We start from the raw sequence: 25,133 nt of genomic DNA, 5'->3' as shown, positions 1-25,133 counted from the left end.
CAAATTATCCAAGAACGTTCCTCAAAATAAACAACATAGAATCTCATTATCTCCAACATTCTACCTCAATAACTCCAGTAGAGATTGATGTGTAGTTAATAGTTATAGATAAGTAGATAAGTAGATAAGTAGATTCAGTATTTAAAATGGCGCGCGCGTTGCTTGCTTCCATTTTGGAGATCATGACGCTAACGCTTGAAAAGTTTTTTTGTTTTATGATTTATTATTTTAATTTGAATTTGAAATTACCTGAAAGGGCGAACCAGATAAGTCCCACCTGATTAAATCTAAATGAAAAGGATGGTAATAAAGATGAAAAAGATGAAACGCCAACTATATTATAAATTAAAAGGAGATTATATTTTTGACATTGAACACACCAAACACACCAAACACACCAAACACACCAAACACACAGTACCGCTACAACCGTAAAGCTAAACATTTTGAAGCTACAAATCCAAGCCATAAAGCATTACGCACACTTAGACCAGAGGAGAATATCGGTTTAATGTGGCAGTACATAGATTATGATTTAGTTCCTGATTATGTTCATGAACGTTGCGAATTACTTATTTATCGCCGAAACAAACCACGTAAGAACCTAGAAAGAAGCAAGCCACTTTATTGGATTGAATTGAATATATCGCTAGATCAGATAAAGAAAGTAATTACTCAGTTTTTGAATTTAAAAGAAAATCAAGCGCTTGATACAATAAGTCAACGTTTGGAACTGATTTCTTATATTATGGAGTGCTATTTTGCTCAGTTAAAGAATGCTGTTGGAGATATGAAAATCAACCAGAATGATTACATTCCTTTGGTCGATTACTTTGATGATTATAGTTCACGCTATTTGTATAAGGATTGGTCTGATAAATTCATACAAATTATTGATCTATGTGCCGATTATGTTCTTGCGGTGATTATTGATAAGAAATATAGAAGAGAAGACAGGGCACAGGAGCGATTCGAGAAGAAACACCAGAGTGTAGAGAATATGCTTAAAGATGCTCCTGAAGATGATGAGGAATTTTCGATAGATGATTACATAAAAACAAAAGATGAAATATCTCAGGAGATTTCTAAGAGCTATAAGATTTATTCTAAGCGATCAAAAAAGTACCCAGATAGACCTGTTTGGGCTGATGTAAATGAATTGAAAGTTACATATGAGGATTTAACCGATGAACAAAAGGCGTTACATGATGAGATGGTGCGGTTGTACGATCTTGCTAAGCAGATGCCGCGAGGATCAAGCAAGCAGAAGCTACTTAACAGCACAGCGAATGAAATTAAGCAGGTTTTGAAGCAGCAAACGACATATGAAGTTAGAAGATCAGCAAGTAATAAAAAAGTTGATTCTAACTTAGTCCAACTAACTAATCAGAAAATCTTTGAACATATTGATTTTACAAATCAAGTACATATATTGGCACTAATCAATCATTTTTACATACTTTGGGAAACGTATTGCAATCAACCAGGATCAGAACTCTACATATTGCTTAAAGAATTTAAGGAAAACGCTGAGAAAGTGAAGCTGGTAAAGCCTCAGCATTATGACATATTGAACGCATGGCTATATCATGGATCTGATGCAAAGAAGAATGCGGAATACTTACGAATGGATACAGAGAAAATGAACCGAACACTTAAACATCTATTTCCAAGAAAGTTTCTGAATACTTTCAGAAAATGTCGGGTTTTTAAAAACTGGTATTTATATATAGTATAGGGAAGAATTTCTCTTATCTAGCATTATTTTCATAATTTATACCTCCAATCCTCTCTGACACCTCTTAATGGGGTGTCTCTTTTTCTCTGTTTTATTTCATTTTTGAATTACAAAATTAAACTTAAAAAGGAAGGTGTTAGTAATGGAGTTTACCGAAGAACAACAGCAACATATTAATGAACTTATTGCTGATCAAAAAGCAACATGGGAAGCCGAGCAATTAGCCCCTGTAATTGCTGAAAGGGATGAATTGCTTGAATTCAAACCAAAGGAAGAGACAGAACAGGAAAAAACGATTAAAGAACTTCAAGCCGAGTTGAAACATCAGAAGCTTGTTTCAAGTTTGGAGAAGGCTGGATTGATTGATTTTATGGATTTTGTTGGAGTTGGCGATGATGAGGAAGTCCAGGCGAAGATTGACAAATTGAATGCGGTATTGGAAACAAGAAAGCTAAGTAATAATTATGTGCCAGATAATCATAAGCAAAAAAATGCGTTTGATCATGCTCGTTCCACAGGGGATACAGTCGGCATGATCAAGGCTTTATTTAAATAATACATATATTAGGAGATGTTAATTAATGAGTACGTTTACTACAGCAAATTTTGTTCCAGGTCAAAACGTTGATTTGAAGGATGTTTTGATTCAAACAACACCAGTTAAAACACCATTTACAACGTTACTGCTTAACAAAACAACAAAAGCAACAAGTCCTACAATGAACTGGATTGAGGAAGCAATTAATGAAGCAGCGGCAGTAACATTGGGAGAGAGTGCAGACGCTCCAGCACGAGTCGATGATACACTTGCACCAATGAGTAACTACTGTGAATTGGTCGGTGCAACTGCCAGCGTGAGCAATACAGCGCAGCATAGTGAAGCGGTAGGTATTAATGATCTGCTGGCAAAGGATGTTGCAAATAAAACTAAAGCTTTGAAACTGGCCATGGAAGATCGTCTAATCAATGGGGTTAAAGATTTTGAAGCTGCAACAAAGACATATAAAACTGCTGGTATCCTTGAACAAATCAATTCGTTAAACAGAGTTGAGAATGCAACATTCACTGAAACAAAATTCCTTGAAACAATCGAAACCATGTATAACGCTGGTAGCGGTGATAATATGCTTTGCTACTTGCCGGCGCAGATGAAACTGAAACTGAACGACTTCAAAAACTTCCAATACTTTGCTAAGGATAATCTAGCAGGGGTTGATGTAGAAGAGTATGTCTCCCCGTTTGGGCGAGTACGTTTTGTGTTGACAGAGAAGATTGCAAACAAGTTGTTTGTGGTAAATCCTGAATACTTGGAACTTGGAATCCTCATTCCATTCCATGGACAAGTTGAGCCAGTTAGCGGTTCTAAACAGTCGGTATATCTTGAAACTCAATTTGGTTTGAAGTTGCTTAACAGTAAGGCTGCTGCATCGTTTGAGATTAAATAATACATAACCATGAGGGTGGGCATTCCCCACTCTCTTATTTAAATTAAACATTTCAATTATGAAGGAGGGTCAGAAGTGGATGATAGAACAAAATGGAGATTGGAGAGAATCACCAGGAAAGTTACCCTAACTGAGATTGCAAATTATATGAATAAATCGGTGTCGTACATATGCGGTCATGAGAATGGTCGGTTAAATCTGTCGGAAGAACAATATAGCAAGTATGTAAATTACATAGTTAGTCATGACAATAGATAAATAAAAAGGAGAAATGAAAAATGAAAAAAATTGTATTCACACTTAAAAACGGAACTAAAACAACAGGATTTGAAAAGTTTTCTGATGAACTGGTTGAACTAACAGTTAAGGGCATCCTAAATGGCGAGGATCTGCAGTTTAAATATCATGATGGAACTGAGGTAATTATAAAAGCTGGTGAAATCGCTAGTTTTGAGGTTATGCTATGAAGTTATCATTTCAATTCCTAGATGGTAGGAAAGCTTATGGATGGGCTAACTATACAACTGAGCAAGTCCAACAAGCGATAGAGGCCCTTTCAAAGGGCTATGAATTAAACTTTACATATGATGATAAGGAGCCTGTCACTTTTAAGGCTGAGGATATTGATTACATAAAGGTGTACCTATGAGCATGATTGTTTATATGGGATACTCGGGTAAGCTGTGGGTTTACAGTGATACCCGAGTATCTACAACAAGCAAAGATGGATTAACTTATCATATCCACGACAATTATGAAAAAGCTAAAGCATATCATAATAAGATAGTTGTAGGTATGGGACATGGAGCTGCCGTTAAATATGTCTTTGAACAGTTTGATCAAAGTAACCAAGAAATCAAAGATTTAGAGCAAATAACAAGAGATGCCTACGATTTTTATGATGGTGAAATCGGTATGTATGTGTTTACATCTGATCGAAACGGTAAGTTTTGGGTTTATACAATCAGTAATTTGTTGGACTTTAGAACATCTAAAGAAAGAATCAGGGACAACGATTTGGGAGCAGCAGGAGCAAACAGTGGTGAAGCTTTAGAGTATATATCCAAAATGTTTAATAAGAGGACTCGTCCTCATGATGCTATTTTAGGTGCATACAAGCATGTGGCAGATGAGAAAGTAGGCGGTAAATGTATCGTCTATCAGTTGGATTATGGGAATTATAAATGTGAAATTAACAGGTATGATTATCTAATAAAAGATACAAAACGATTACGACAATACAAACTAAACGCAGATATGGCCGGAAAGGCAAAGTTGAAAAAGGTGCAAATAACAGATGGTATAAATACGGCCTTGTTAGATTCGGAGTCTCGGAAATTTTATCTTAATAATTGGGATATTGAAGGTATAGGCTCTCTGGATGCCAAGTTTATTCAAGCAGGAGCATTAACTGTTGATGATGGTTTTATTAATAATCTCACGGTGAATGCTCTTAAAACCATTGATAAATCTGATAGTATTGGTGACAGTGTAGACTATGTACATATCCGTGATAATTATATGAAATTAACCACAGGCACAATAACGGGTAGAGAGCAGGCTAAAGATAGTAATGGTAATCTGCTGTATTGGACGGATGCAAGCAAAACTATGCTGACAACGGAAACTACTGCATACCCATTTTATAACCTTACATATGATCCGGTCGATAAATTTAAATTGTATCTATATGGTCAAGGCGTTGACTCATATCCTGTGATGGAGTTGGGCAGGGGTGATGGAGCAACCACAAACAGCGCGAAGGCGATTATTAAAAAGGAACCTACTAATTTAAATATTACATATCATAAAAGTAATGACGGTGCTGTTCGGCAAGTTGTACTTGGTGATCTGGGTATAACTATAAAAGCCGAAAGTAACGGGGATATTACCATAGAGGGTAGAAATATAAACGTCAAGGCATCTGGTGATGTTAAATTTGAGGGATTAAAATATGATTTTGCGTGAGCGGCTAATATAGTCGCTCTTTTATTTTTAGAAGGAGGAATATAAGTGAACATATATGAAGCATTACGGAGCGTTCCAGATAAAAAACGCTTGTACTTTCAGTGGAAATTCAATCTAAATTTTGATCAAACTAAACATCCAAAGAATGAAACAGAGTTCTTAAAAATGGTTGGGTCTAAGACCAAGAACGGATATATCGCTTGGGAAAAGTCAGAAGAGTATCGAAACCTAGTAGCTATATTATTGAATACTCGATTTGATACCGATTTAGAAGAAATATATGACTCTCTTTCTGTCAAGGCAAAAGAGGGTGATGAGAAGAGTATCAAGTTGCTTCTTCAAATCGGTAAGGAGATTAAGGGATATGCTAAGGAAGCTGTGAAAGGCTTTGAAGTAGAAGATGATGAAGATGATGATTTGGAAATCTAAGAAAGGAAAATGTAAATGATTTTAACAAAAAAACAAAAGCTAGAAAAAATTATGAACTCGTTTCCTTTATTCTGTCGAAACTTCGTTAAAATTGTGAATAATGATGGGGATCTTGTGCAATTTATATTAAATGAGCAGCAACAATATTTTATAGATAATGCGGGTAAATACTCGCAAATTCTGAAGCCTCGTCAACTTGGCTTTACCGTAGCCTCGCTTAGTTATTGTCTGTGGATGGCAGTAACTAATCCAAATACAAACTATTTAATTGTGTCTTATAAAGGCGATAGCGCAAAGGATCTGTTTGTGAAACTAAAGCGGATGAATCAGTATTTGCCAAGGGACGAATATGATAAATATGATATTTTCCCTTCAACTGTTAGAGATAACCGTGACGAATTGGTTCTAAGTAATGGAAGTACAATTCGAAGTACAACCACTGGTAATAAGGACTTAGGTAGAGGAATGACTTTGATGTATGTCCTTCTTTCTGAAGCTGCATTTTATGATGATCTAAATGGAATTCTATTATCCTTAGAACCTTCTTTACAGAAAACAGAGAGAAGCAAAATCGTATTAGAATCCACTGCAAACGGATTTAATGACTTTCAGCAACTGTATGATAGGGCAACTAAAGGATTAAGTAAATATAAAGCATTTTTCTTCCCCTTCTATTCCTCCGCTTACGAAAATCAATTCGCCTATGACATTAAGGAAGCCGTTAAATGGTATAAATCCACTAATAAAGGTCAGCGATTAAGCGCTAAGGATCTAAGCAAAGAACAGAAACAACTATATGAATCTGGATGTTCCCTGAATATGCTCATGTGGCGTGAATACATATTGCAAGATAAGGAGAAGAATCAATTTTATCAGGAGTATCCAGCTACAGACATACAAGCGTTTATTAATACGGGTAGATCAGTATTCGATCAAACTAAAATTGCCGATGCTATTAATTATGTACTTCCTCCACTACCGAAAGATGAAATCTTAAAGCATGATAATTTTCCAGATGTTTTAAAACAATACATAGGCAAGGGGTTAGAAATTTTTAATTTTCCGAAGCCAAAACAGCGAATGTTTGCAGGTGTTGATGTTGCGTCAGGTAGTGGGAACGACTATTCTACAATGTCTGTTTTTGGTGCGGATGGTCAACAATATGCTTCATTTTATCGGAATGATATACCAGTATATAAGTTTGCTGAAATAGTCCGAGAGATTGGACTATTATATAATTACTCTTTTATTGTCGTTGAGCGAAATGGATTTGGAACAAGTGTTTTAGAGAGATTACGAGAGGGAGAACATCCGTATCTCAATCTGTTTAAAATGCGGTACTTTGACAAAGGTAAATCCAGGCTTCAACTTGGATGGAACAGTAATTCAGTTACAAAAAATAAAGCGGTGACGGACGCTAAAGAAATGTTTGAATGTCAATTAGTGCAGATTAATTGCAAAGAGACGTTAAAGCAAATGCAAACATTCGTTGAAAAAGGAAATAAAACAGAAAATAAATCTCGATCCAATCATGATGATTTAGTCGATTCATTCATGTACGCATTGCAGGGAATTAAAGCAAATAAATACTATGTTGAGGTGGTTTAATGTATAACAATAAGGAACATTGGTTTGTTGAAGAGGTCAACAAATTTAGAAATCAGCAGCGGGTAAATGAGATTTTATATATTAAAGACTATATAAGTGGAAAACATAAAATACTGAATAAGCCAAATTATAACTACAACGGTCAGGTGTATGAGCCAAGGAAAATAGTCCTTCAATATGCTAAGACAATCCTAAATTTTGGTGTTGGCTATGTCATGGCAAATCCAATCACTTTAACAGGCGATAAAGCGGTAACGGATGCAATAAAACGAATCTATAAGCGAGGTAAGTATAATCAGATCGACTACGATATTTTAGACAAAATGACCAAATACGGTTATGTAGGGGAACTTGTTTATTTAGATAACAGCAAACAGATTAAATCAAAGGTGCTAGATCCTGCAGAATGTCATCCAGTCTTTAATCATCATGGGGAATATACTTCACTAGTTGAGCATTATTGTGTGGATAATATCGATTACTATAATGTATATTTACCCGATACGGTAGAAAGATACACAAATGAAGGTGGGGAAGTAAGATTAATAGCAAGCCATAACAATCCTGGCGGATTGCCTATTCTTTATCATAATCAGGATGAAATCGACTATTTAGGACGATCAGACTTATACGACATTCTACCTATACTTGATAATATGGAGGATTTACTGAGCAAGGCAATCGATGCTTATTATCATTACATTTCAGGTATTCCGGTAGTGAAAGGGCAGCAACTTAAAGGCGATGGAATACCAAAAGATATTATTGGTGGCGGTATTGTCCTTGATGATAATGCTGATTTTTTCTTTGCTCAAAATAAGTTTGATTATCAAGCGTTTGAAACATTATATAAAACATTGACCAGTGCTTTATTGGATATTGCCCATGTTCCAGCGATTAGTATGAGTAAGACGGATATATCAAATTTGAGTGAAGTTTCAATTCGGCTACTATTTCAATTAGCTGACCTTAAAGGGGCTTTAAATAGCAAGTTCTTGCGGGAAGGAATTGAACAAAGATTCGAGAAGTTTAGAACATTGCTTGCTTCAAACGGTGTAAAGTTTACTGACGATGAATTTGATACTTTGGGAATTGTATTCCAGTATGCGAGACCAAGCAATGACAAGGAAATCACAGATAATTTAAAAGCACTGTATGAGATTAACGGAATAAGCCTGGAAACATTGTTAGAGTACAATCCATATGTAACAGATGTGCAAGGTGAGATGGAAAGGATTGAATAATTATCATAGTGTGATGGAGTGAATGATTTATAATGATGTTGTGAATAAAGGACTTATATTGTTTAGTATTAGTCAAAAATCTCGCGCATGTTATTATATGTTTAGTATCAGGTGCCAATTGTATATAATAGACTAAACAACTGCTTTCAATATACATAAATTTACATTTTTAAGCAGTTCTCTATTTCCCACTGCTTCTACTTGTCATGGCTGCCTAAGTGCCATATAAGATACATTGTATATCATTACAGACAACAGTCTAGTGTAGGGTGTGGTCTAATTTTTGATCAAATTATGGTAAATTGGGGGTTCTGGCAACTAATTTGCACTATTTTGATACTGTGATGGATAGATGAATGTCGTAGGGGAAAGGGAGATACCCCGAATTTCTAATAAAGGCCGCTAGCTGATCTAATTACACATGAACGAAAAAAAATCTAATCTAATCTTGTGCTCTCTTTTACATGGTAATATTAATTTGTGATCATATAGTGGTGTTTATTAATGGGCTATGTAAGTAAATACCCCAGCCGATGGGGAAGAGAGGTGGTCATATTATATGAAAATAATCAAAATAATCTCTAGTTATTTATTTGTTGCTGTCTGCATTGCAGCATTTGGGTTATTTATCTATCCTGGGGTTTATAAATATGATAAATTAAACCAAAAGTATCCAGTTAAAATAAACAGAATAACAGGAGAAACACAGGTTTTGTACTCTGATGGATGGAGAAACATGGATGGCTATGATGGTGCTGCTAAAGCAATGGAAAACTATAAGAATGAAATTGAACAGATGATTTCTGAACAAAATGAAGAAATAACAAATAACGTTTTGGAATCAATTCAAGGTCAATTAGAAATAATAAAACAAAATGTTATTTCTACACCTGTTTCAGAACAATCAAGTGAGTATGATGCAGTTAGAAATCGTGATAAAACGAACGCCGAAGAAACTACTACAGAGTACTTTTCAAAAGGTGACACAAGCGAAAGAGTAAAAGAAGTAATGGGAACTCCTACCGGGATTAGTTCAATTATTGAAGGTCATGAATCCTGGTATTATGATAGTTCAGTCGTTCAGTTTAAAGATGGGAAAGTAACAGGATGGCATGATTTAAGCGATAACTTATTAGTAAAATAATACTTTCTATATCGATTATTTTAGACCACAACTCAATTATATTACCTAATCTCATAGACCTATATTGATGATAATGATAGAATAATGGCAAATATTAGGTTTGGGGGATTGTGGAAGTGAAGAATAATATCAAAATTGTTTCGGCTTTTCTCTGCGGTGCGGTTTTCTTTAGTGGAGTATCCTATGCTGCGGATAACTTTTTAAAGGCTATTCCAAGTAAAAGCAAAATTATTATTAATGGATCTGAAACTAAATTTAACGATCCTATTGTTTCTATTAACGATCGATTATACATACCCTTAAAAGAGTTTACTCAGAAAACCGGTTTTTCAGTAACAACCGGTAGCACTATCCAGATTGAGGAGTATGAAAGCCTTCCAAAAAGTAAGACTCATGACGGTGTGGAAATTACTTTGAATTCATTAGAAAAGAATGGCGATAATGTAACTTTAAATATTACGGTTAAAAATAAATCTACTCAAAGTATTAAACTTGAACTGACAGGAATTACAGCAGATTTTAATGTTCAAGGGAGAAAATATTACACGCTTGGAGGTCAATTATATTCATTTATTCCTATAAACGATTCATTTAGTTATGAAGTGAAACGATTTTTAGATGATCCCATACAACAAGGTGAAGAGATTACTGGAGATGCTAAACTCTCTTCTTCCATTACAGCAGGAACACAAAATATGAGATTAGATTTCCAACTATATAAAAATAATATACCGACAAGTATTTCCTTTTATGTAGACACTAAAGGGGTTTTTTAAAATGAGTTGTATGAAGCCGCCAATCTTGGCGGTTTTTTCTTTCTTTACTATTCAATAATGAATCGCTATTCACTTTAAAAAAGGAGCAATTAAAATGACAAATATAGAACGCCTGCAGCTCGAAACAAAAGGCATTTCTCTAACACCGGATGAACTAGCTATTTACCTTGCGGAAGAAGGCGTTTCAGACCCTAATGCTGAATATGATGCCACTTCCAGAACAGAGAAAAGAAAAATTTATTCTGCAGCTTTATCAGTCCTTGAATCTATTGCAAATAATCCTGCTTTAATGAAGTCTTATAAAGAGGATGATATTACCGTTTCAGATTTTGCTGATTCTTTACAGAATAGAATAGACCAGCTTACTAGGAAAATCAGATCACTCTCCATTAATGAATCAGACAACGGTGGCAATACGTTCATGTTGTTTAGTCGCTAAGGAGTGAGATAATGTTTAATCTATTTCAAAATAACACTGATGATTTTGCTTTCCTACTTGATCAAATGGGCAGTGATGTTTTAATAAATGATAATCCAGTTAAAGCCTTGATCACCAACACAAACCTGGAGCAAATATACGATGATCGCCGTATTACTTCCTTATCACCATTTAACCGTGGTGATATTGTTGTTTTTAAGGGCAAAAAGTATATGGTCATTTCAGAGGTTAACGATAAACGGTACAACAAATACAAAGGAATCATGCGATTCCTACCTCATACAATCACAGTCAATTCCTCATGTCGATTCTATACTCTAAATTGCTACATAAATACAAGCAATTTAGGGGTAATAGATGGAAGGGTACTTAGTATCCCAGATGGTGAAATAACTCTAATTTGTAGTAATTACTCAATAGATCATGACCTTGAAATCGGCGCTAGGTTTGTATTGAATGATCAAGCGTGGAAAGTGACGGGGATTGATAACTATTCTAAACCTGGAATGGTCCATTTAACTTGTAAGGTTGATTCAATTGATAACGTCAAAGATGATTTAGTAAATGGCATTGCTGGCGGTTTAAGTTGTCCAGTTGACGTAACAAGCAATGATTTTGATCTGACAGTGGGAGGTACTTATCAACTCACCTGGACAAGTGCAAATAACGCACCAGTTCGGTTTGTATCGTCAGATGAATCGATTGCTTCGGTTGACGGTTTAGGGGTTGTAACAGGCGTTTCAGCCGGTATTGTGACGATAACTGCCTACAATGCTGGATTTGAAAAAATCTACGATTCAATTGGAGTTACAGTAACGAACGCACAACCGAACTTTATGATCTCAATCACAAGCCAAAGCAGTACGCCAGGCGAAGTAAATAAAGGTTACACAAAAACTTATGATGCTGTGGTTACGCTAGGTTCTGCAGTAATTACAACTGAACCTGTACAATGGCAATTGTTTGCAGATGACCAAGCATCTTCAACAGCGCTGGCAACGATTCAGAGTCAAACAGGTGTCTCTTGCACAATTAAGGGTATAAACACAGGATATGTTCAATTGAAAGTGAGTTTGATTAGTGATCCGGCTGTGTTAGCGTGGTTGCGGATTCGAGTGAAGAGTTTACTGTAAATAATGAAATGGGCTCCCTGATGTGAAAATCGGTTGTAATATACCCAATATCATCGGTTGAAAATTCCCCACCTATTGCCGACATACTCTCCGAAGGGAGAGAGTCGAGATTGGTCAAGAACGGGGAGTGTTTCAAGATGAAGGATATGAAGGCAAGGGGCATGAGCGTCACCCAGATCGCAGATGAGCTGGGACGTGACCGTAAGACGGTTAGAAAGTATTTGCAGGTAGAGGAGCACATCCGTTACGTGAGACGAAATCCGGCAGCCGGCAAGCTGGACGCTTACAAGGAATACATACGGAACCGTATGGAAGAAGGCTGTCTCAATGCGAGCGTCATCTTAGACGAGATCCGAGAGAAGGGCTATACGGGCAGCAGTACCATTCTTCGCGTCTTCATGCAACCGCTTCGACCAGCGGTTCAGTCTAAGGCGACCGAGCGGTTTGAGACGAAGCCTGGCGAGCAGTCGCAGGTAGATTGGGGTCACTTCAGAGTAGACCACGACGGCCGATTGAAGCGTCTCTACGCATTTGTCATGGTGCTTGGCTACTCCCGAGCAATGTATCTAGAGTTCACCGAGGACGAGCGTCTGGACACGCTCATGGGCTGTCATACGAGAGCTTTCGAGTACTTCGGCGGAATTACCCAAAGCTGTCTCTACGACAATATGAAAACAGTCGTAACCGGACAGGACGAAAGCGGCGAGGCGATCTGGAATGAGCAGTTTGCCCGGTTTGCAAAGCACTATGGCTTCACGCTTCGCCGTTGCAAACCCTATAGGCCAAGAACCAAAGGTAAAGTAGAAAACGGTGTCGGCTACGTGCGAAAGAACTTTTGGCCGCGCATACGCACCTTCACGGGATTGCAAGATCTCAACGCGCAGGCCAAGCAATGGCTCGATACGGTCGCGAATAATCGTCTGCACGGCACGACGTTCAGGGTGCCACGCGAGCTATGGAAAGAAGAGTGTCTCAGTCCTGTAAATGACGTCGCCTTTGCTTACGCCGAGCGGCATCAGAGAAGAGTATCCAGCGACTGCTACGTTTCGTATGAGGCGAACCGATATACTGTCCCGTTTGCTTACGTGGGCTCTATCGTGGAGGTGCAGGATGAGAGGAACGGCACGCTGCGCTTCTACTGCGGCAGACAGCTCATCGCCGAGCATACCAAATCCATGGGACGACACCAAATTATAAGCAATAAAAAACACTTCGAGGGCATTCGCAGCACATCGAGTCGTCCGGTTGGAGAGCCCACGCCTCGTTATGTCAGCCAAATCGCACCAGAAGTGTCAGAGCGCTCGCTATCGGTCTATGACTCGCTCATGGAAGAGGCGGTGCTCCAATGATTCTGCAAGAGAGACTGGAGGCGGCGATCCGCCACTTTGGGTGGGTTCGCATACCGGAAATCATCCATCAGCACGCCGAAGAAGCGTCTAAAGCGAATATACCGTATCTGGAGTTCCTGGACAAGCTATTGGCTGAAGAAATGATTGCCAAGCACGACCGGTACATCCAAACAAGGACGCGCCTCGCTCATCTACCGTTCCATAAAACGCTGGACCAGTTCGATTTTGCCTTCCAGCCATCGGTCGATGAGCGCAGGATCCGCGACCTCTCAACGCTTCGCTTCGTGGCGCATCAAGAGAATCTCATTTTCCTCGGACCGCCTGGTGTAGGTAAGACGCACCTCGCTGTAGCGTTGGGCCTTGAGGCCATAAAGAAGCGACATTCCGTCTACTTCATCACAGCACATGACCTAGTGCAGACACTACAGACGGCTCACTTGACCAACACGATCAAACAGAAAATGAGGATGTTCACCAAGCCCGACCTGCTCATCATCGATGAGATCGGGTACCGAAAGATGGACGAGACCGCTGCCCACTTCTTCTTCCAGATCGTCTCTGAGCGTTATGAGCGCGGTTCTATCCTGCTTACGTCTAACAAGACGTTTGGCGCTTGGGGTGATATATTCGGCGATACGGTGCTGGCGACGGCCATCCTCGACCGCCTCCTCCATCACTCCAGTACCGTTAACATCAAGGGAGAGAGCTACCGTATTAAGGAGAAGAAAAAGGCCGGCTTCTTCCGCCCTGAACCTACAGAGGACGATGAAGCCGACCGATGAAACTGGGGAATTTTAGACCGATACTTTTGGGGAATTTTAAACCGATGTTGACACTGAAGTCGATTCTGACTTTTTTGGGGAGCCCTTTCTTATTAGTTTATCATTTTATCCCCTTCATTAAATATTGATATTATTGAGAGGATTATATTTATTATTTTGCTCAGCGAGTGCTGTTCCCCAAAGGGCAAGATATTTCTTGCTCATCTCAAGATCCGCATGACGTAACATCTTTTGTAGAGTGAAGACATCAGCCCCATTCATTATCATCGTATGAGCAAGATAATGCCTAAACGTGTGACTACTGAGCCGCACATCCTTAAAGTTCATCACCTTTTGAAGTCTCTTGAATACTGATTTGATAGAATCTGGCGTCATCTGTTTTCCGTGACGATTGGGGAAAACAAATTCAGGTTCTTTTTTAAAGTGTTGAGTGCAATATATTCTAAATTGGGCAAGTTCTTGTAATATCTTATCAACTAATGGAATTGATGACTGTTCACGCTTCTTACCAAACACTGTTGCAGTCTTACCATCAAAACTAATATCATTCCATCTTAAATTACTTAGCTCACCAACACGCAGCCCTGTTGCCATAAGAAACAGTATAATCACGTAATCACGATAACCATAATAAGTTTTAGATTTCTCGTTCATTTGACGATAATAGGAAAGCATTTGCTTAATGTGATAGTCTTTAAATACTTCTATCTTAATATCTTCCTTTGCATAATAGACCTTTTTACATGGATTTTGTTTGTCAGTAATGTACTCACATTCAACAAGATAATTCGTGAATGATTTAAGTACCCTCAACTTAGAATTTTTAGTTGTAGGATTGTTCTCTTTCTCGTTTTGACAATACACCAGATATTTTTTTACCAAGTTTCCGGTCAAATCCTCAATATTTAAAATCCCTTCTTCAGCTGCAAACGTTTGAAATTCCTCCAATGTTCTTCTATAACGGTCCAAAGTGTGCAGAGAAACATTCTTTAGTTCTCGATCCTCGATAAAATCCTTAATAGCAAATTTCAGTATCAAAAAAACCACTCCCTTCAGATATTAAATATCTGTGGATAGTGGTTTAGTGTGGTAAAAACGTTTCATGCTTCGACCACAATCTAATTTAACAATGAAAAAAGCTTATAAACCCTTGATACTTATTGACTGGTCGGAGTAGCGGGATTCGAACCCACGGCCTCACCCACCCCAAGGGTGCGCGCTACCTGACTGCGCCATACCCCGATCCCAAAAGTGCGATCATCGCCGGTATCATTGCGTTAGTCCATATGTAAGTCCAGCGTTTCTACGCACATTGTACGATAGCCTTAGCGAAGGATTTGCGCCTCAAGTTATCGTATTTACCGCAATTATAGCGCATAGGCGGGCACGCTTGCAATAACTTAAGGGGGACCCATGCGATGGTTTTTCGCATATTCAAGGCATAATTATGTTGGTTATTGATAATAAAAACCGCGCACCCTCCCCCAATTAGAGAGGAGGTAAGTTGTGGTATTATCTTTAAAGGTTTGGAAGTGCGATTTTTAGCGCGTCTATAAAGATAATAACCATACCGACTGAAAGCGCGCTATAACCTATGATGATTAAAACACGGTGTTTTTCTCTTGGTTTCTTCATTTCTTTTATAAAAAACGTAATTGAAAGAAAGCACATCAAACCATAGACAATTATCCCTAATACGGGTATTTCTCTAAGAATATTTTCGTAACGAATCTATAATCACTCCCTTGAACATTAACAATAATTGTATTCGTCAAATTTTACCCTTCATTAATAAAAGGGAGCAGATTCGCGGAGTAAACACCGTTGAGTCTGCACCCTTTTTGCGTTGATTAATCATTCGCTTTAAATTTATATCCGGCTAGCTTGCTGGTCGCCGGTTTTGATTCCCTGAATTTACGATTTGCTTCTTTAGCGTAATTCTCGTAATTCTCATTCTTAGGCGCTACGGCTTCCATCTCGCGAGATTTTCTAACAAGTTCTCGAAGAAAAGAGTTATTCTCCTCAAGATAATTAAGCATCATCCCGAAAGCAATGAGCAACGCGCCCGAAATGATTCCGCTGACCCACCAAGCAATCGCGACAGTCCAACGAAACGCATCGTCGTCAATTCTGAGCGCTTCGGCGATTGGATCACTTTTAACTCCGTAAACGATCCCTAAAATAATTGCTGCGACAATCGTAATCTTTCCTACGACGTCTAGAAACTTTGACACAGAAAACACCTCTTATGTTTTTTCCATATCGTACCATAGTCTTAGGGCTTGCGCTATATATTTAATTTCTTTCTCTTCTGAAGTAATCTGATTATTACCTTATTGATTGGCGAAATCCGCTCGTGCTTTTCCTTGCTGGATTTCCCCGATAAATGAGCATTTTTTTCAACCATACGAATGTCTGCGTTCGGTTCACTTACTCCTTTGATTTCATTTAACCTCCATCAGCAGTTCCGGAGAATCGTTGCGTACATTTCCGACGGCGGGAGAAACGGGATAGGCTCTCATTTTTTCCGAATCATACGGCCGCAGCAGCTTTAAAAGCGAAGATACGTTAGTGTTCTCCCGGTCCAGCCATTCGGCCGCGTCTTCAGCTCTTAACATGACGGGCATACGATTGTGGATGTCGGCCATTAGCCGGTTCGGTTCCGTGGTAATGATGGTGCAGGTAGCCAGTTTATTTCCTTCGGAATCGCTCCAAATATCGTAAAGGCCGGCGAAAGAAAAAAGACTCTCGTCTCGCAAGATGATACGATATGGCTGCTTCAACCCGCCGCGCTGCTGCCATTCATAAAAACCGTCAGCGGGGATGAGACAACGGCGAGACGATAACAGCCGGTTAAATGCCGGTTTTTCCGTTAAAGTTTCCGCACGGGCATTAATCATCTTACTCCCGATTTTGTCATCCTTGGCCCAGGAAGGAACCAAGCCCCATCGCAGCTCGCCTAAGCGGTTTCCGCTTTTGCTTCCGATCACGGCAGGAATATACTGCATCGGAGCGGCGTTATACTTCGGCATATATTTTGAAAGCGTGGACTCTTCCACTAAAAAACGAATGATTAATTCTTCGAAGGGTATCGAAATGGTATACCGGCCGCACATAGGATCGCACCTCGGATTAGTTAATACCCTCATTTTAACAGCAAATCACGAATCTTTAAAATGATATACAAGAGGGAGTCTCATTAAAATAGGCAAGTTAATTAAAATAGCTGTTGACGGAGCCGTGCCGGATGAATAAAATGAGAAGTGCAAACGTTTCCAAGAAAACGATTACAATTTATGGTTTATAATTTCACGGAGATGCCGAAATGCGATCGCTGTCCGCTTTTGTCGTAATGGTATCTGCGGAAATTTAAACTCATTTGTGCAAGCGTTTGCGCTAAATGCATCATTATTACATGATAACGAAGGAGGCTAAACAAGTTGAGAATGGGTGCAACTAGCAAGCGAATTTGGTCGATCCTCATGTCGATCTCACTGGTTTTGTCCATGCTGGGCATTCCGCCTGCTGCAGCGGCCAACGCGGCCCCCGTCAAAGCGACTTTGGTCGGTGATTTCCAAAAGGCTTTAGGCGCGACAGCGGACTGGGATCCGGGAGCGGCGGCCACGGAAATGACAAGTGTCGGAGACGGCGAGTACAAGTTTACGGGTACACTGCCAGCAGGAACGTATGAATATAAGGTGGCTATAGACGGCGATCGGACCGAAAGCTATGGCGGCGCCAATTACGGCAATCCCAACGGGGCTGCGGCAAATGGAAATATTCAAATTACGTTGAATCAGGATTCGGAAGTTACTTTTTATTACAACCATAATAACCATCGGATCGCGGATTCTACATATTACACTCCGATAGAGGTCGATAAGCTTCCAAGAGTGATTGGCAGCTTCCAGCACGGAATCGGCGAGGCCGCCAACTGGTCCGCTGCGGATGCAAAGCTGATCATGAAGGATTCGGATTACGACAATGTCTATTCCGTAACTGCGGATGTCTACGCCGGGGATCATGAATTTCAGGTCGCCCTGGGAAGCGTTCCGGGCAGTGAGGTGTATCCTTCGGGAAGGGAGCCGTTGACGCTAACAGAAGATTTGAAAGTTACTTTTAAATACGATGCGGTAAACCACAACGTCACGGCCGAATACAGCATCCCTGTAACCCCGGGCGTAACGTCGCCTATACCTGCAAATCATTTGAGGGTCCATTATCAAAGAACGGACGGCAATTACGGCAATATGGGGCTATGGATTTTCGACGATGTTGCGGCTCCATCCGCGAACTGGCCGAGCGGAGCGACCGCGTTCCCCGGTGGACAAACCGATAGTTTCGGTGCTTATGTCGACATTCCGCTAGCCTCTTCTGCCAAAAAGGTAGGCATTGTCGTTGTTGACCGTGTAAGCGGTAACAAGGATGGCGGAGACAAAAAATTCGAACTTGCCTCACCGGCAATGAACGAGGTATGGCTCAAGGAAGGCTCGGATCAGGTTTACAGTTATGAACCGGTCACCCTTCCGGCAGATACGATCAGAATTCACTACTCGAGACAAGATCAAAATTATGATGTATACGGTATATGGCTGTGGGGAGATGTTGAATCCGAATCCACCGGCTGGCCGACCGGTGCGACGATGTTCCCGGCCGGACAACGGGACAGCTACGGCGCATATGTGGACATCAAGTTAAAAAGCAATGCGCAAAAGATTGGATTCCTTATGATGGATCCTTCCAAAGGCGATAACGGCAAAGATGGCGGGGATAAGAGCTTTTCGCTGATGGATCGATACAATCATCTGTTCATAAAAGAAGGGGACAACACGGTTTACGTATCTCCTTACGGAGAAGTTCCGACCGGACTCGTGTCGGCGGAAGTGCTGTCTGCCGGAAAATTGCTGCTTGGGATGACGGCAACGGACGGTTTGGAAACGGATGCCATGAAGCAGGAGCTCCGGATCAAAACGAAAGACGGCCGTGATGTCACGATTGACAGCGTTAAAATCACCGGAACGACAACGGTGGAGGTTGCCGCGCAGTTTACTCTGGACGACGTGCCGTTGGTAGTCACGTATGCCGGGAAGACAGTAAACGCGGCCAGCGGCTGGAGAATGCTTGATGCCATGTACTCCTACGATGGCAACGACCTGGGGGCGACTTATCAAGCAAATGGCGGAGCCATTTTAAAACTGTGGGCACCGCTCGCCGAGAAAGTGTCCGTCCAATTCTACAACAAGGATAATGCAACGCTGGAGGTTGGCTCCCCGCTCGATCTGGTCAAAGGGGACAAAGGAGTATGGTCGCTTTCGCTGAATCCCGGACAAAACGGCATTCAGGATTTTGCGGGATATTTTTATCAGTATGAAGTGACGAATGCAGGCCAAACCAAAAAGGTATTGGACCCGTACGCCAAATCGATGGCTGAATTCCGCGTAAACACCAAAGGCGAAGCAGGACCGGACGGAGATATCGTCGGCAAGGCGGCGATCGTCGATTTGAGTAAAACGGATCCGGCAGGTTTCGATTTTGCGGATATCCCCGGATATGAGCAAAGGGAAGATGCCGTGATCTGGGAAATTCATGTCCGTGACTTTACTTCGGACGATTCCATCTCCGGCGATTTGCACAACGCAACCTGGGGAACGTTCGACGCTTTTACCAAAAAGCTCGACTACATTAAATCTTTGGGCGTCACGCACATCCAGCTTCTTCCGGTCATGGCCTGGTATTACGGGGATGAAGCGGAAATGAAGAATCTGGAGGACACGTATTCAACTCAAAACAATGAATATAACTGGGGGTACGACCCGCACAGTTACTTCTCACCGGACGGGGCCTATTCCGAAGATCCGACGGATCCCGAACTGAGAATCAAAGAGTTGAAGGCGATGATCGACGCGATTCACGATGCGGGGATGGGCGTCGTCCTTGACGTGGTCTACACGCATATGGCGAAAGCGGATTTCCTGAACGACATCGTGCCGAACTATTATGCGTTCCAGGATGCAAACGGCAATTTCATCGGGGGCTTCGGCAACAATTTGGCCACCAACCACAAAATGGCCGAGAAGCTCATGATCGATTCGGTCAAATACTGGTTTGAGGAATACAAAATCGATGGCATGCGTTTTGACATGATGGGTGACGCAACCTATGACTCGATCCAGAATGCGTACAATGCCGCAGCTGCAATCAACCCGAAGGCGCTGTTCATTGGCGAAGGATGGAAAACGTTCGGAGGGGCGGCTTCCGATCCGTCGTTGGCAGGCAAAGGCGCGGACCAGGACTGGATGGATAAGACGGATGACGTCGGCGTTTTCTCCGACGAGTTCCGGAATGAATTGAAATCCGGTTTCGGAAGCGAGGGCGAGCCGAGATTTATTACCGGGGGCGCCCGCGATATCCAGACGATTTTTAACAATATTAAGGCACAGCCTGGAAATACTCCTGCGGATGATCCCGGCGACATGGTTCAATACATTGAAGCCCATGATAACCTGACATTGCATGATATTATCGCCCAAGCGACCAAGAGAGACCCTTCCGATCCCGCCAATGAAGCGGAAATCCTGAAACGGCTCCGTTTGGGCAACTTGCTTACCTTGACTTCCCAAGGGACGGCTTTCCTTCATGCCGGTCAGGAATACGGCAGAACGAAACAATGGAAGGCTCAAGGCATTCCGGAGCAAAAATATCATGAATTCAAGGATGAGAACGGAAATACTTTCGGCTATTTCGTTCATGATTCCTATGACTCCTCCGATGCCGTCAACATGTTCGATTGGACCAAGGCCACGGACGCGGCATCATATCCGGAAAATGTGAAAACCAAGGAATATACGGCCGGGCTGATCGAGCTCAGAAAATCGACGGACGCCTTCCGGCTCGGTGATCAGGCGCTGGTCGATACGAACGTAACCTTGCTGCAAATTCCGGAAGTGAAGGCGCAAGACCTGGTCATCGCTTATAAGAATAAGGCTACGGACGGGACCGGGAACTATTATGTATTTGTCAACGCCGACAGCAAAGAAAGAACGCTGACCCTGACGGACGATCTCACTTCAGGAACGGTCGTGGTTGACAATGACGAAGCGGGTAAAGATGCGGTAACGTCGAAATCCGGCTTTACGCTGACGAACAACTCCATTACCATCGAGCCGCTCACCGCGGTCATTATCCGTACGGATGCGGCGGCAGCCGTATTGAGCGGATTGTCGGTCGATAAAGACAGTTATTCCCTGCAAATCGGAAAGACGCATCAGACGGCCGTTTTCGCGAATTATGACGACGGAAGCAAGAGAACGGTAACGAAACAGGCAGTATACAAGTCCAGCAACCCTCAAGTCGCAACCGTAACCACTGCCGGATTGGTTAAAGGGATTGCCGAAGGAACGGCGGAAATCTCGGTTTCGTACGGCGGATTCCAAAAAAATATTACGGTAACGATTAGCGCCGATCCTGTAGACGATAAGCGGTACGTGCAGTTCAACTATATTCGTCAGGATGGGGATTACAAGGATTGGAACCTTTGGGTTTGGAATACCGGGGTTAAAAATGATCAGATCGATTTTGAAAAATTCGACAACGGTAAAGCCTCTGTAATGATCGAGGTGGCTCCGGAGGCCACAAGCGTGGGCTTCGTCCTGCGCAAAGGAACGGATTGGAATACGGCGAAACAGGATATCCCGGACGACCGGATCATTCAGCTCGTTCCGGGCGAACAATTTACGAAGGTTAATGTAACAAGCATGGTTCGGGAACTGGACATTTTGCCTAGCATAAGCGGTCCGGTTCTGGAAGACGGGAATATTACGTTCCTGTACAGGGACGACAAGCTATTCCGGGAAGGAACAATGGACACGATCTCCGAGGTCAAGGTAAACATTAACGGCAAAGCGGAGACGATGACTTATGTTCCGGAAAAGGAATGGTTCAGTTACACCCTGAAAGGAGCGGTCTCTGGAACGTACGAGTACACGTTTGCCGTAACCCTCAATGGTGTTACTAAAGAGATTACGGATCCGAAAAATACCGTGAACGGCAAGTCGGCAGTGGTCTATTCGATCCCTAAGGTGACGGTGAAGGCTGAAGTTACCCCGGGAACCATTTCGGCCAAAGAGAACGCAGTGCTGAAAGTCGATGTTTCAACCACCGACAACGTCACTTTCAAGGATGCATACATCGATCTAACGGCTTTGGGCGGACCGGCCAAGGTGAAGCTGGATACGGAGCTTCTTGAGCAGAGCATCGCCGTGAAGGATTCGGTGAGCGCCGGTAGCAAAGACGTTCCGGTCACGCTTGTTGACCAGTACGGCAATAAGCATACTGGAACGGCAAAAGTAACGGTAAAACGCGTTCAAACCGGAAATGCCGATTTCGACTGGGATGAAGCCCGCATCTACTTCGTCCTGACGGACCGGTTTATGGATGGAGACCCGACAAACAATACGGATGTGGACAAAAATCATCTCGAAGCTTATCATGGCGGCGATTTCAGAGGCTTGATCGACAAGCTGGACTATATCGAGGATCTCGGCGTGAACACGCTATGGATAACCCCGATCGTAGATAATATCGATTACAACAAAGGCATGGATTTCAACGGCACTCAGTACGGTTATCACGGGTATTGGGCCAAGGACTTTACGAAGATCGACGAGCATTTGGGAGATCTGGACACCTTCAAAGAACTGATCGATAAAGCGCATGACCGGGGCATCAAAATTATGGTAGACGTCGTGTTGAACCATACCGGCTATGGCCTCAAGCCCGGAGACAATGCACCTGGCGTTACCCAGGAGGATAAGGACCGTTTCGCGGGCATGCTCCGGACCGATGGAGTCTCGTCGGATACCGACCCGGTTAAAGGGGAACTTGCCGGCCTTCCGGATCTGATAACCGAAGATCCTGCGGTCCGCGGACAAATCATTGAATGGCAGGCAGGGTGGCTTGAGCGGGCAAAAACGAACCGGGGAGACACGATCGACTATTTCCGGGTCGACACGGTCAAACATGTGGATGATACGACCTGGAAGGCGTTTAAAAATGCGCTCACGGAGATTGACCCCGACTTTAAAATGATCGGAGAATACTTTGGAGCCACGGTTGATAGCGACGGCGGCCAGCTGCAAAGCGGTCAGATGGACAGTTTGCTGGACTTCGGGTTCAAAAACGAAGCCAGAAAATTCGTGAACGGCGATGTCGAGGCGACAGATGCGTATCTTGCAGATCGTGAAGCGAAACTGGACAACACGAAGATGATGGGGCAATTCCTGAGCAGCCATGACGAGGACGGTTTCCTGTCCAATTATGTGGATGGGGATAAAGCCAAGCTGATGGCGGCCGCGGCCCTGCAAATCACGTCCAAAGGCCAGCCGATCATTTACTACGGAGAAGAGCTTGGCCGTTCCGGCAAAAACGCCGGGGACATGAGCAAAGGCGAATTCAGCGAAAACCGCGGAGATATGCCGTGGGATCAAATCGAGGCGGAGAAGAAGCTGCTAACGCATTATCAGAAGCTTCTGAACATCCGTTCCGATTATTCGAAGGTATTCTCCAAAGGAACGCGGACCTCCATAGCCGCATCCAATGCGGAAGGATATCTGGCATTCGGTAAGCAATACAACGGTGTCCATGTCGTTACGGCAATCAATGTGAAGACGGATGCCAAGAAGGTTTCGCTCTCCGTGCCGTTTACGGCGGGCAGCAAAGTGAAAGATTTGTACAGCGGAACAGTGTATCAGGTCGGTTCGGACCGAAAAGTAACGGTTACGCTTCCGTCGATGACGGATGGAGGCACGGTTATTCTTGCAGCGGTGTCGTCGAATGGCGGCGGCAATTCCGGTTCCGGCAACGTTGGCAGCGGCCAGACCGAAACTTCCGTCAAACCTCCTGTCACAGGCGGGCAAAGGGTTGTCGATGAACAAACGTTGAAGACCGGACAAGAGAAAGTTACGATTGAATTGGGCGCTCAAATCGAGGAAGTGCTTCTTCCTCTGAATGCGGGAGAAATTCTCGGTTCCAAACCGCTTGAACTGAAGAAAGCCGGACTTGCGGTTACGATCCCGGCCTCGGTGCTTCAAGCGTTAGGGCAGCAGGAGGAGGCGGTCAAATCCCGGGATGCGATGATTTCATTCCTGTTGCGGGAACTCGCACCGTCCGAGTCCAATTCTTTATTGGCGAGCGTGAAGGACGCTGCAAAAGTAAAGCTTGGAAGCAAAGCGGTGGAACTGGGGCTTTCCGTAAAAACGAAAGACGGGTCCATATTTAAAACGGAGCTGGTCAAAGCGCCAATTACACTAACGTTTGATCTGAATCCGTCAATCGATGCCAAGCTGGCCGGTCTGTACCGGATCACGGAAGAAGGGAAACTGGAGTATGCGGGCGGCAAGCTGTTGAACGGCAAGTTGGTAGCCGATGTCACGCAGCTCGGAAAATACGCGGTATTGGAATACAATAAAACCTTCTCCGATCTCGTCGGCCACTGGGCTGAAGCTAGCGTGAAGCAGCTAGCGGCAAGACATGTGGTGAACGGAACAAGCGAGACCGAATTCAGTCCGGGACAGCAGTTGACACGGGCTCAATTCGTAGCTATGCTCGTTCGGGCCTTGAACTTGGATAATCAAAACGGGTCGACGTTCAAGGATGTAGATAATGCCGCCTGGTACGCGCCGGCGGTGGCGACAGCCTTCCGAAACGGTCTTGTTAACGGGAAGGATGAAGAGCACTTTGCTCCGAACGCACCGATCAGTCGTGAAGAAATGGCCGTGATGATGGTCCGGGCATATCAATGGCACGGGGGAAAACTTACGACTGCGGGACCTTCGGGGATGTCGGATCAAACGCAGATTTCCAAATGGGCTGTCAACGATGTGAATGAAGCGGTGGCCCTTGGACTCCTGAACGGGCAAGGCAACGGAAAATTCGCGCCAAAATCCAACACGACCCGTGCCGAGAGTGCCCAGGCGATGTTGAATTTGCTCAATAAACTGGAGGTAGAGTAAACGGTTTTTTGAGTTATGCTTAATAATTCGGCAAGTAAGGTTATATTATAATAGAAGAAGAGGCGTTCT

19 protein-coding genes and 1 tRNA gene are annotated in these 25,133 nt (G+C 42.6%); 16 read left to right on the top strand and 4 right to left on the bottom strand.

Annotated elements, in window-relative coordinates; genetic code table 11:
- The first annotated feature begins 364 nt into the window (after positions 1–364).
- The 15 genes from ACSFXJ_RS15760 to istB all read left to right on the top strand — a co-directional run bounded on the left by ACSFXJ_RS15760 (position 365) and on the right by istB (position 14,055).
- Positions 365–1,738, top strand: coding sequence for a hypothetical protein (locus ACSFXJ_RS15760; RefSeq protein ID WP_435921287.1), 1,374 nt, complete (start codon positions 365–367; stop codon positions 1,736–1,738).
- Positions 1,739–1,880: 142 nt separating this feature from the next.
- Entirely contained in the window at positions 1,881–2,294 is a 414-nt protein-coding gene (locus tag ACSFXJ_RS15755; protein ID WP_435921286.1) for a hypothetical protein, read from the top strand.
- 25 nt (positions 2,295–2,319) lie between these two features.
- Positions 2,320–3,183, top strand: coding sequence for an SU10 major capsid protein (locus ACSFXJ_RS15750; RefSeq protein ID WP_435921285.1), 864 nt, complete (start codon positions 2,320–2,322; stop codon positions 3,181–3,183).
- Between the two features lie 278 nt (positions 3,184–3,461).
- Positions 3,462–3,650 (top strand): hypothetical protein, encoded by a 189-nt coding sequence (locus ACSFXJ_RS15745; RefSeq protein WP_435921284.1) that lies wholly within the window; start codon positions 3,462–3,464, stop codon positions 3,648–3,650.
- Positions 3,647–3,832 carry a hypothetical protein gene (locus ACSFXJ_RS15740; RefSeq protein WP_435921283.1) on the top strand — a complete coding sequence of 62 codons (186 nt, stop codon included), beginning with the start codon at positions 3,647–3,649 and terminating at the stop codon, positions 3,830–3,832. The genes ACSFXJ_RS15745 and ACSFXJ_RS15740 overlap by 4 nt, the downstream gene beginning before the upstream one ends.
- Before the next feature lie 2 nt (positions 3,833–3,834).
- Positions 3,835–5,151 carry a hypothetical protein gene (locus ACSFXJ_RS15735; RefSeq protein ID WP_435921282.1) on the top strand — a complete coding sequence of 439 codons (1,317 nt, stop codon included), beginning with the start codon at positions 3,835–3,837 and terminating at the stop codon, positions 5,149–5,151.
- 45 nt (positions 5,152–5,196) lie between these two features.
- The gene (locus tag ACSFXJ_RS15730; protein ID WP_435921281.1) at positions 5,197–5,580 is read left to right on the top strand and encodes a hypothetical protein; all 384 of its coding nucleotides are present in this window, start codon (positions 5,197–5,199) and stop codon (positions 5,578–5,580) included.
- A gap of 15 nt (positions 5,581–5,595) precedes the next feature.
- A complete protein-coding gene (locus ACSFXJ_RS15725) occupies positions 5,596–7,188 on the top strand; it encodes a DNA packaging protein (RefSeq protein ID WP_435921280.1) in 1,593 nt (530 codons plus the stop codon).
- Positions 7,188–8,432 (top strand): phage portal protein, encoded by a 1,245-nt coding sequence (locus tag ACSFXJ_RS15720; RefSeq protein WP_435921279.1) that lies wholly within the window; start codon positions 7,188–7,190, stop codon positions 8,430–8,432. Before ACSFXJ_RS15725 ends, ACSFXJ_RS15720 begins: the two co-directional genes overlap by 1 nt.
- 559 nt (positions 8,433–8,991) lie before the next feature.
- On the top strand, positions 8,992–9,576 hold the full coding sequence (locus ACSFXJ_RS15715) for a hypothetical protein (protein ID WP_435921278.1): 585 nt from the start codon (positions 8,992–8,994) through the stop codon (positions 9,574–9,576).
- A 116-nt stretch (positions 9,577–9,692) separates the two neighbouring features.
- Positions 9,693–10,352, top strand: coding sequence for a hypothetical protein (locus tag ACSFXJ_RS15710; protein ID WP_435921277.1), 660 nt, complete (start codon positions 9,693–9,695; stop codon positions 10,350–10,352).
- Between the two features lie 94 nt (positions 10,353–10,446).
- On the top strand, positions 10,447–10,791 hold the full coding sequence (locus ACSFXJ_RS15705) for a hypothetical protein (protein ID WP_435921276.1): 345 nt from the start codon (positions 10,447–10,449) through the stop codon (positions 10,789–10,791).
- An 11-nt stretch (positions 10,792–10,802) separates the two neighbouring features.
- Complete coding sequence (locus ACSFXJ_RS15700; protein ID WP_435921275.1) at positions 10,803–11,924, top strand: Ig-like domain-containing protein; 1,122 nt, start codon at positions 10,803–10,805, stop codon at positions 11,922–11,924.
- Positions 11,925–12,061: 137 nt separating this feature from the next.
- Positions 12,062–13,273: an IS21 family transposase gene (istA, locus tag ACSFXJ_RS15695; RefSeq protein ID WP_435921274.1), complete on the top strand. Its 1,212-nt coding sequence runs from the start codon at positions 12,062–12,064 to the stop codon at positions 13,271–13,273.
- Positions 13,270–14,055 carry an IS21-like element helper ATPase IstB gene (gene istB / locus ACSFXJ_RS15690; RefSeq protein WP_435921273.1) on the top strand — a complete coding sequence of 262 codons (786 nt, stop codon included), beginning with the start codon at positions 13,270–13,272 and terminating at the stop codon, positions 14,053–14,055. Before istA ends, istB begins: the two co-directional genes overlap by 4 nt.
- Positions 14,056–14,172: 117 nt before the next feature.
- Here istB and ACSFXJ_RS15685 read toward each other — a convergent pair whose 3' ends face one another.
- From ACSFXJ_RS15685 to ACSFXJ_RS15670, 4 genes are all read right to left on the bottom strand, one after another.
- The gene (locus tag ACSFXJ_RS15685) at positions 14,173–15,093 is read right to left on the bottom strand and encodes a tyrosine-type recombinase/integrase (protein ID WP_435921272.1); all 921 of its coding nucleotides are present in this window, start codon (positions 15,091–15,093) and stop codon (positions 14,173–14,175) included.
- A 127-nt stretch (positions 15,094–15,220) separates the two neighbouring features.
- Positions 15,221–15,297, bottom strand: a tRNA-Pro gene (locus tag ACSFXJ_RS15680).
- A 608-nt stretch (positions 15,298–15,905) separates the two neighbouring features.
- Complete coding sequence (locus ACSFXJ_RS15675; RefSeq protein WP_435921271.1) at positions 15,906–16,289, bottom strand: hypothetical protein; 384 nt, start codon at positions 16,287–16,289, stop codon at positions 15,906–15,908.
- Positions 16,290–16,499: 210 nt separating this feature from the next.
- Positions 16,500–17,171 (bottom strand): SOS response-associated peptidase, encoded by a 672-nt coding sequence (locus ACSFXJ_RS15670; RefSeq protein ID WP_435921270.1) that lies wholly within the window; start codon positions 17,169–17,171, stop codon positions 16,500–16,502.
- Between the two features lie 324 nt (positions 17,172–17,495).
- Between ACSFXJ_RS15670 and ACSFXJ_RS15665 the strand changes: the two genes are divergently transcribed.
- Positions 17,496–25,064 (top strand): pullulanase, encoded by a 7,569-nt coding sequence (locus ACSFXJ_RS15665; RefSeq protein WP_435921269.1) that lies wholly within the window; start codon positions 17,496–17,498, stop codon positions 25,062–25,064.
- The last annotated feature ends 69 nt before the right edge of the window (positions 25,065–25,133 follow it).

It is taken from the genome of Paenibacillus salivarius, assembly GCF_051307165.1.
In the GTDB taxonomy this organism is placed as follows: Bacteria; Bacillota; Bacilli; order Paenibacillales; family Paenibacillaceae; genus Fontibacillus.
The sequence above is the reverse complement of the archived record's forward strand: the minus strand, read 5'-3'. Positions and strand labels throughout refer to the sequence as shown.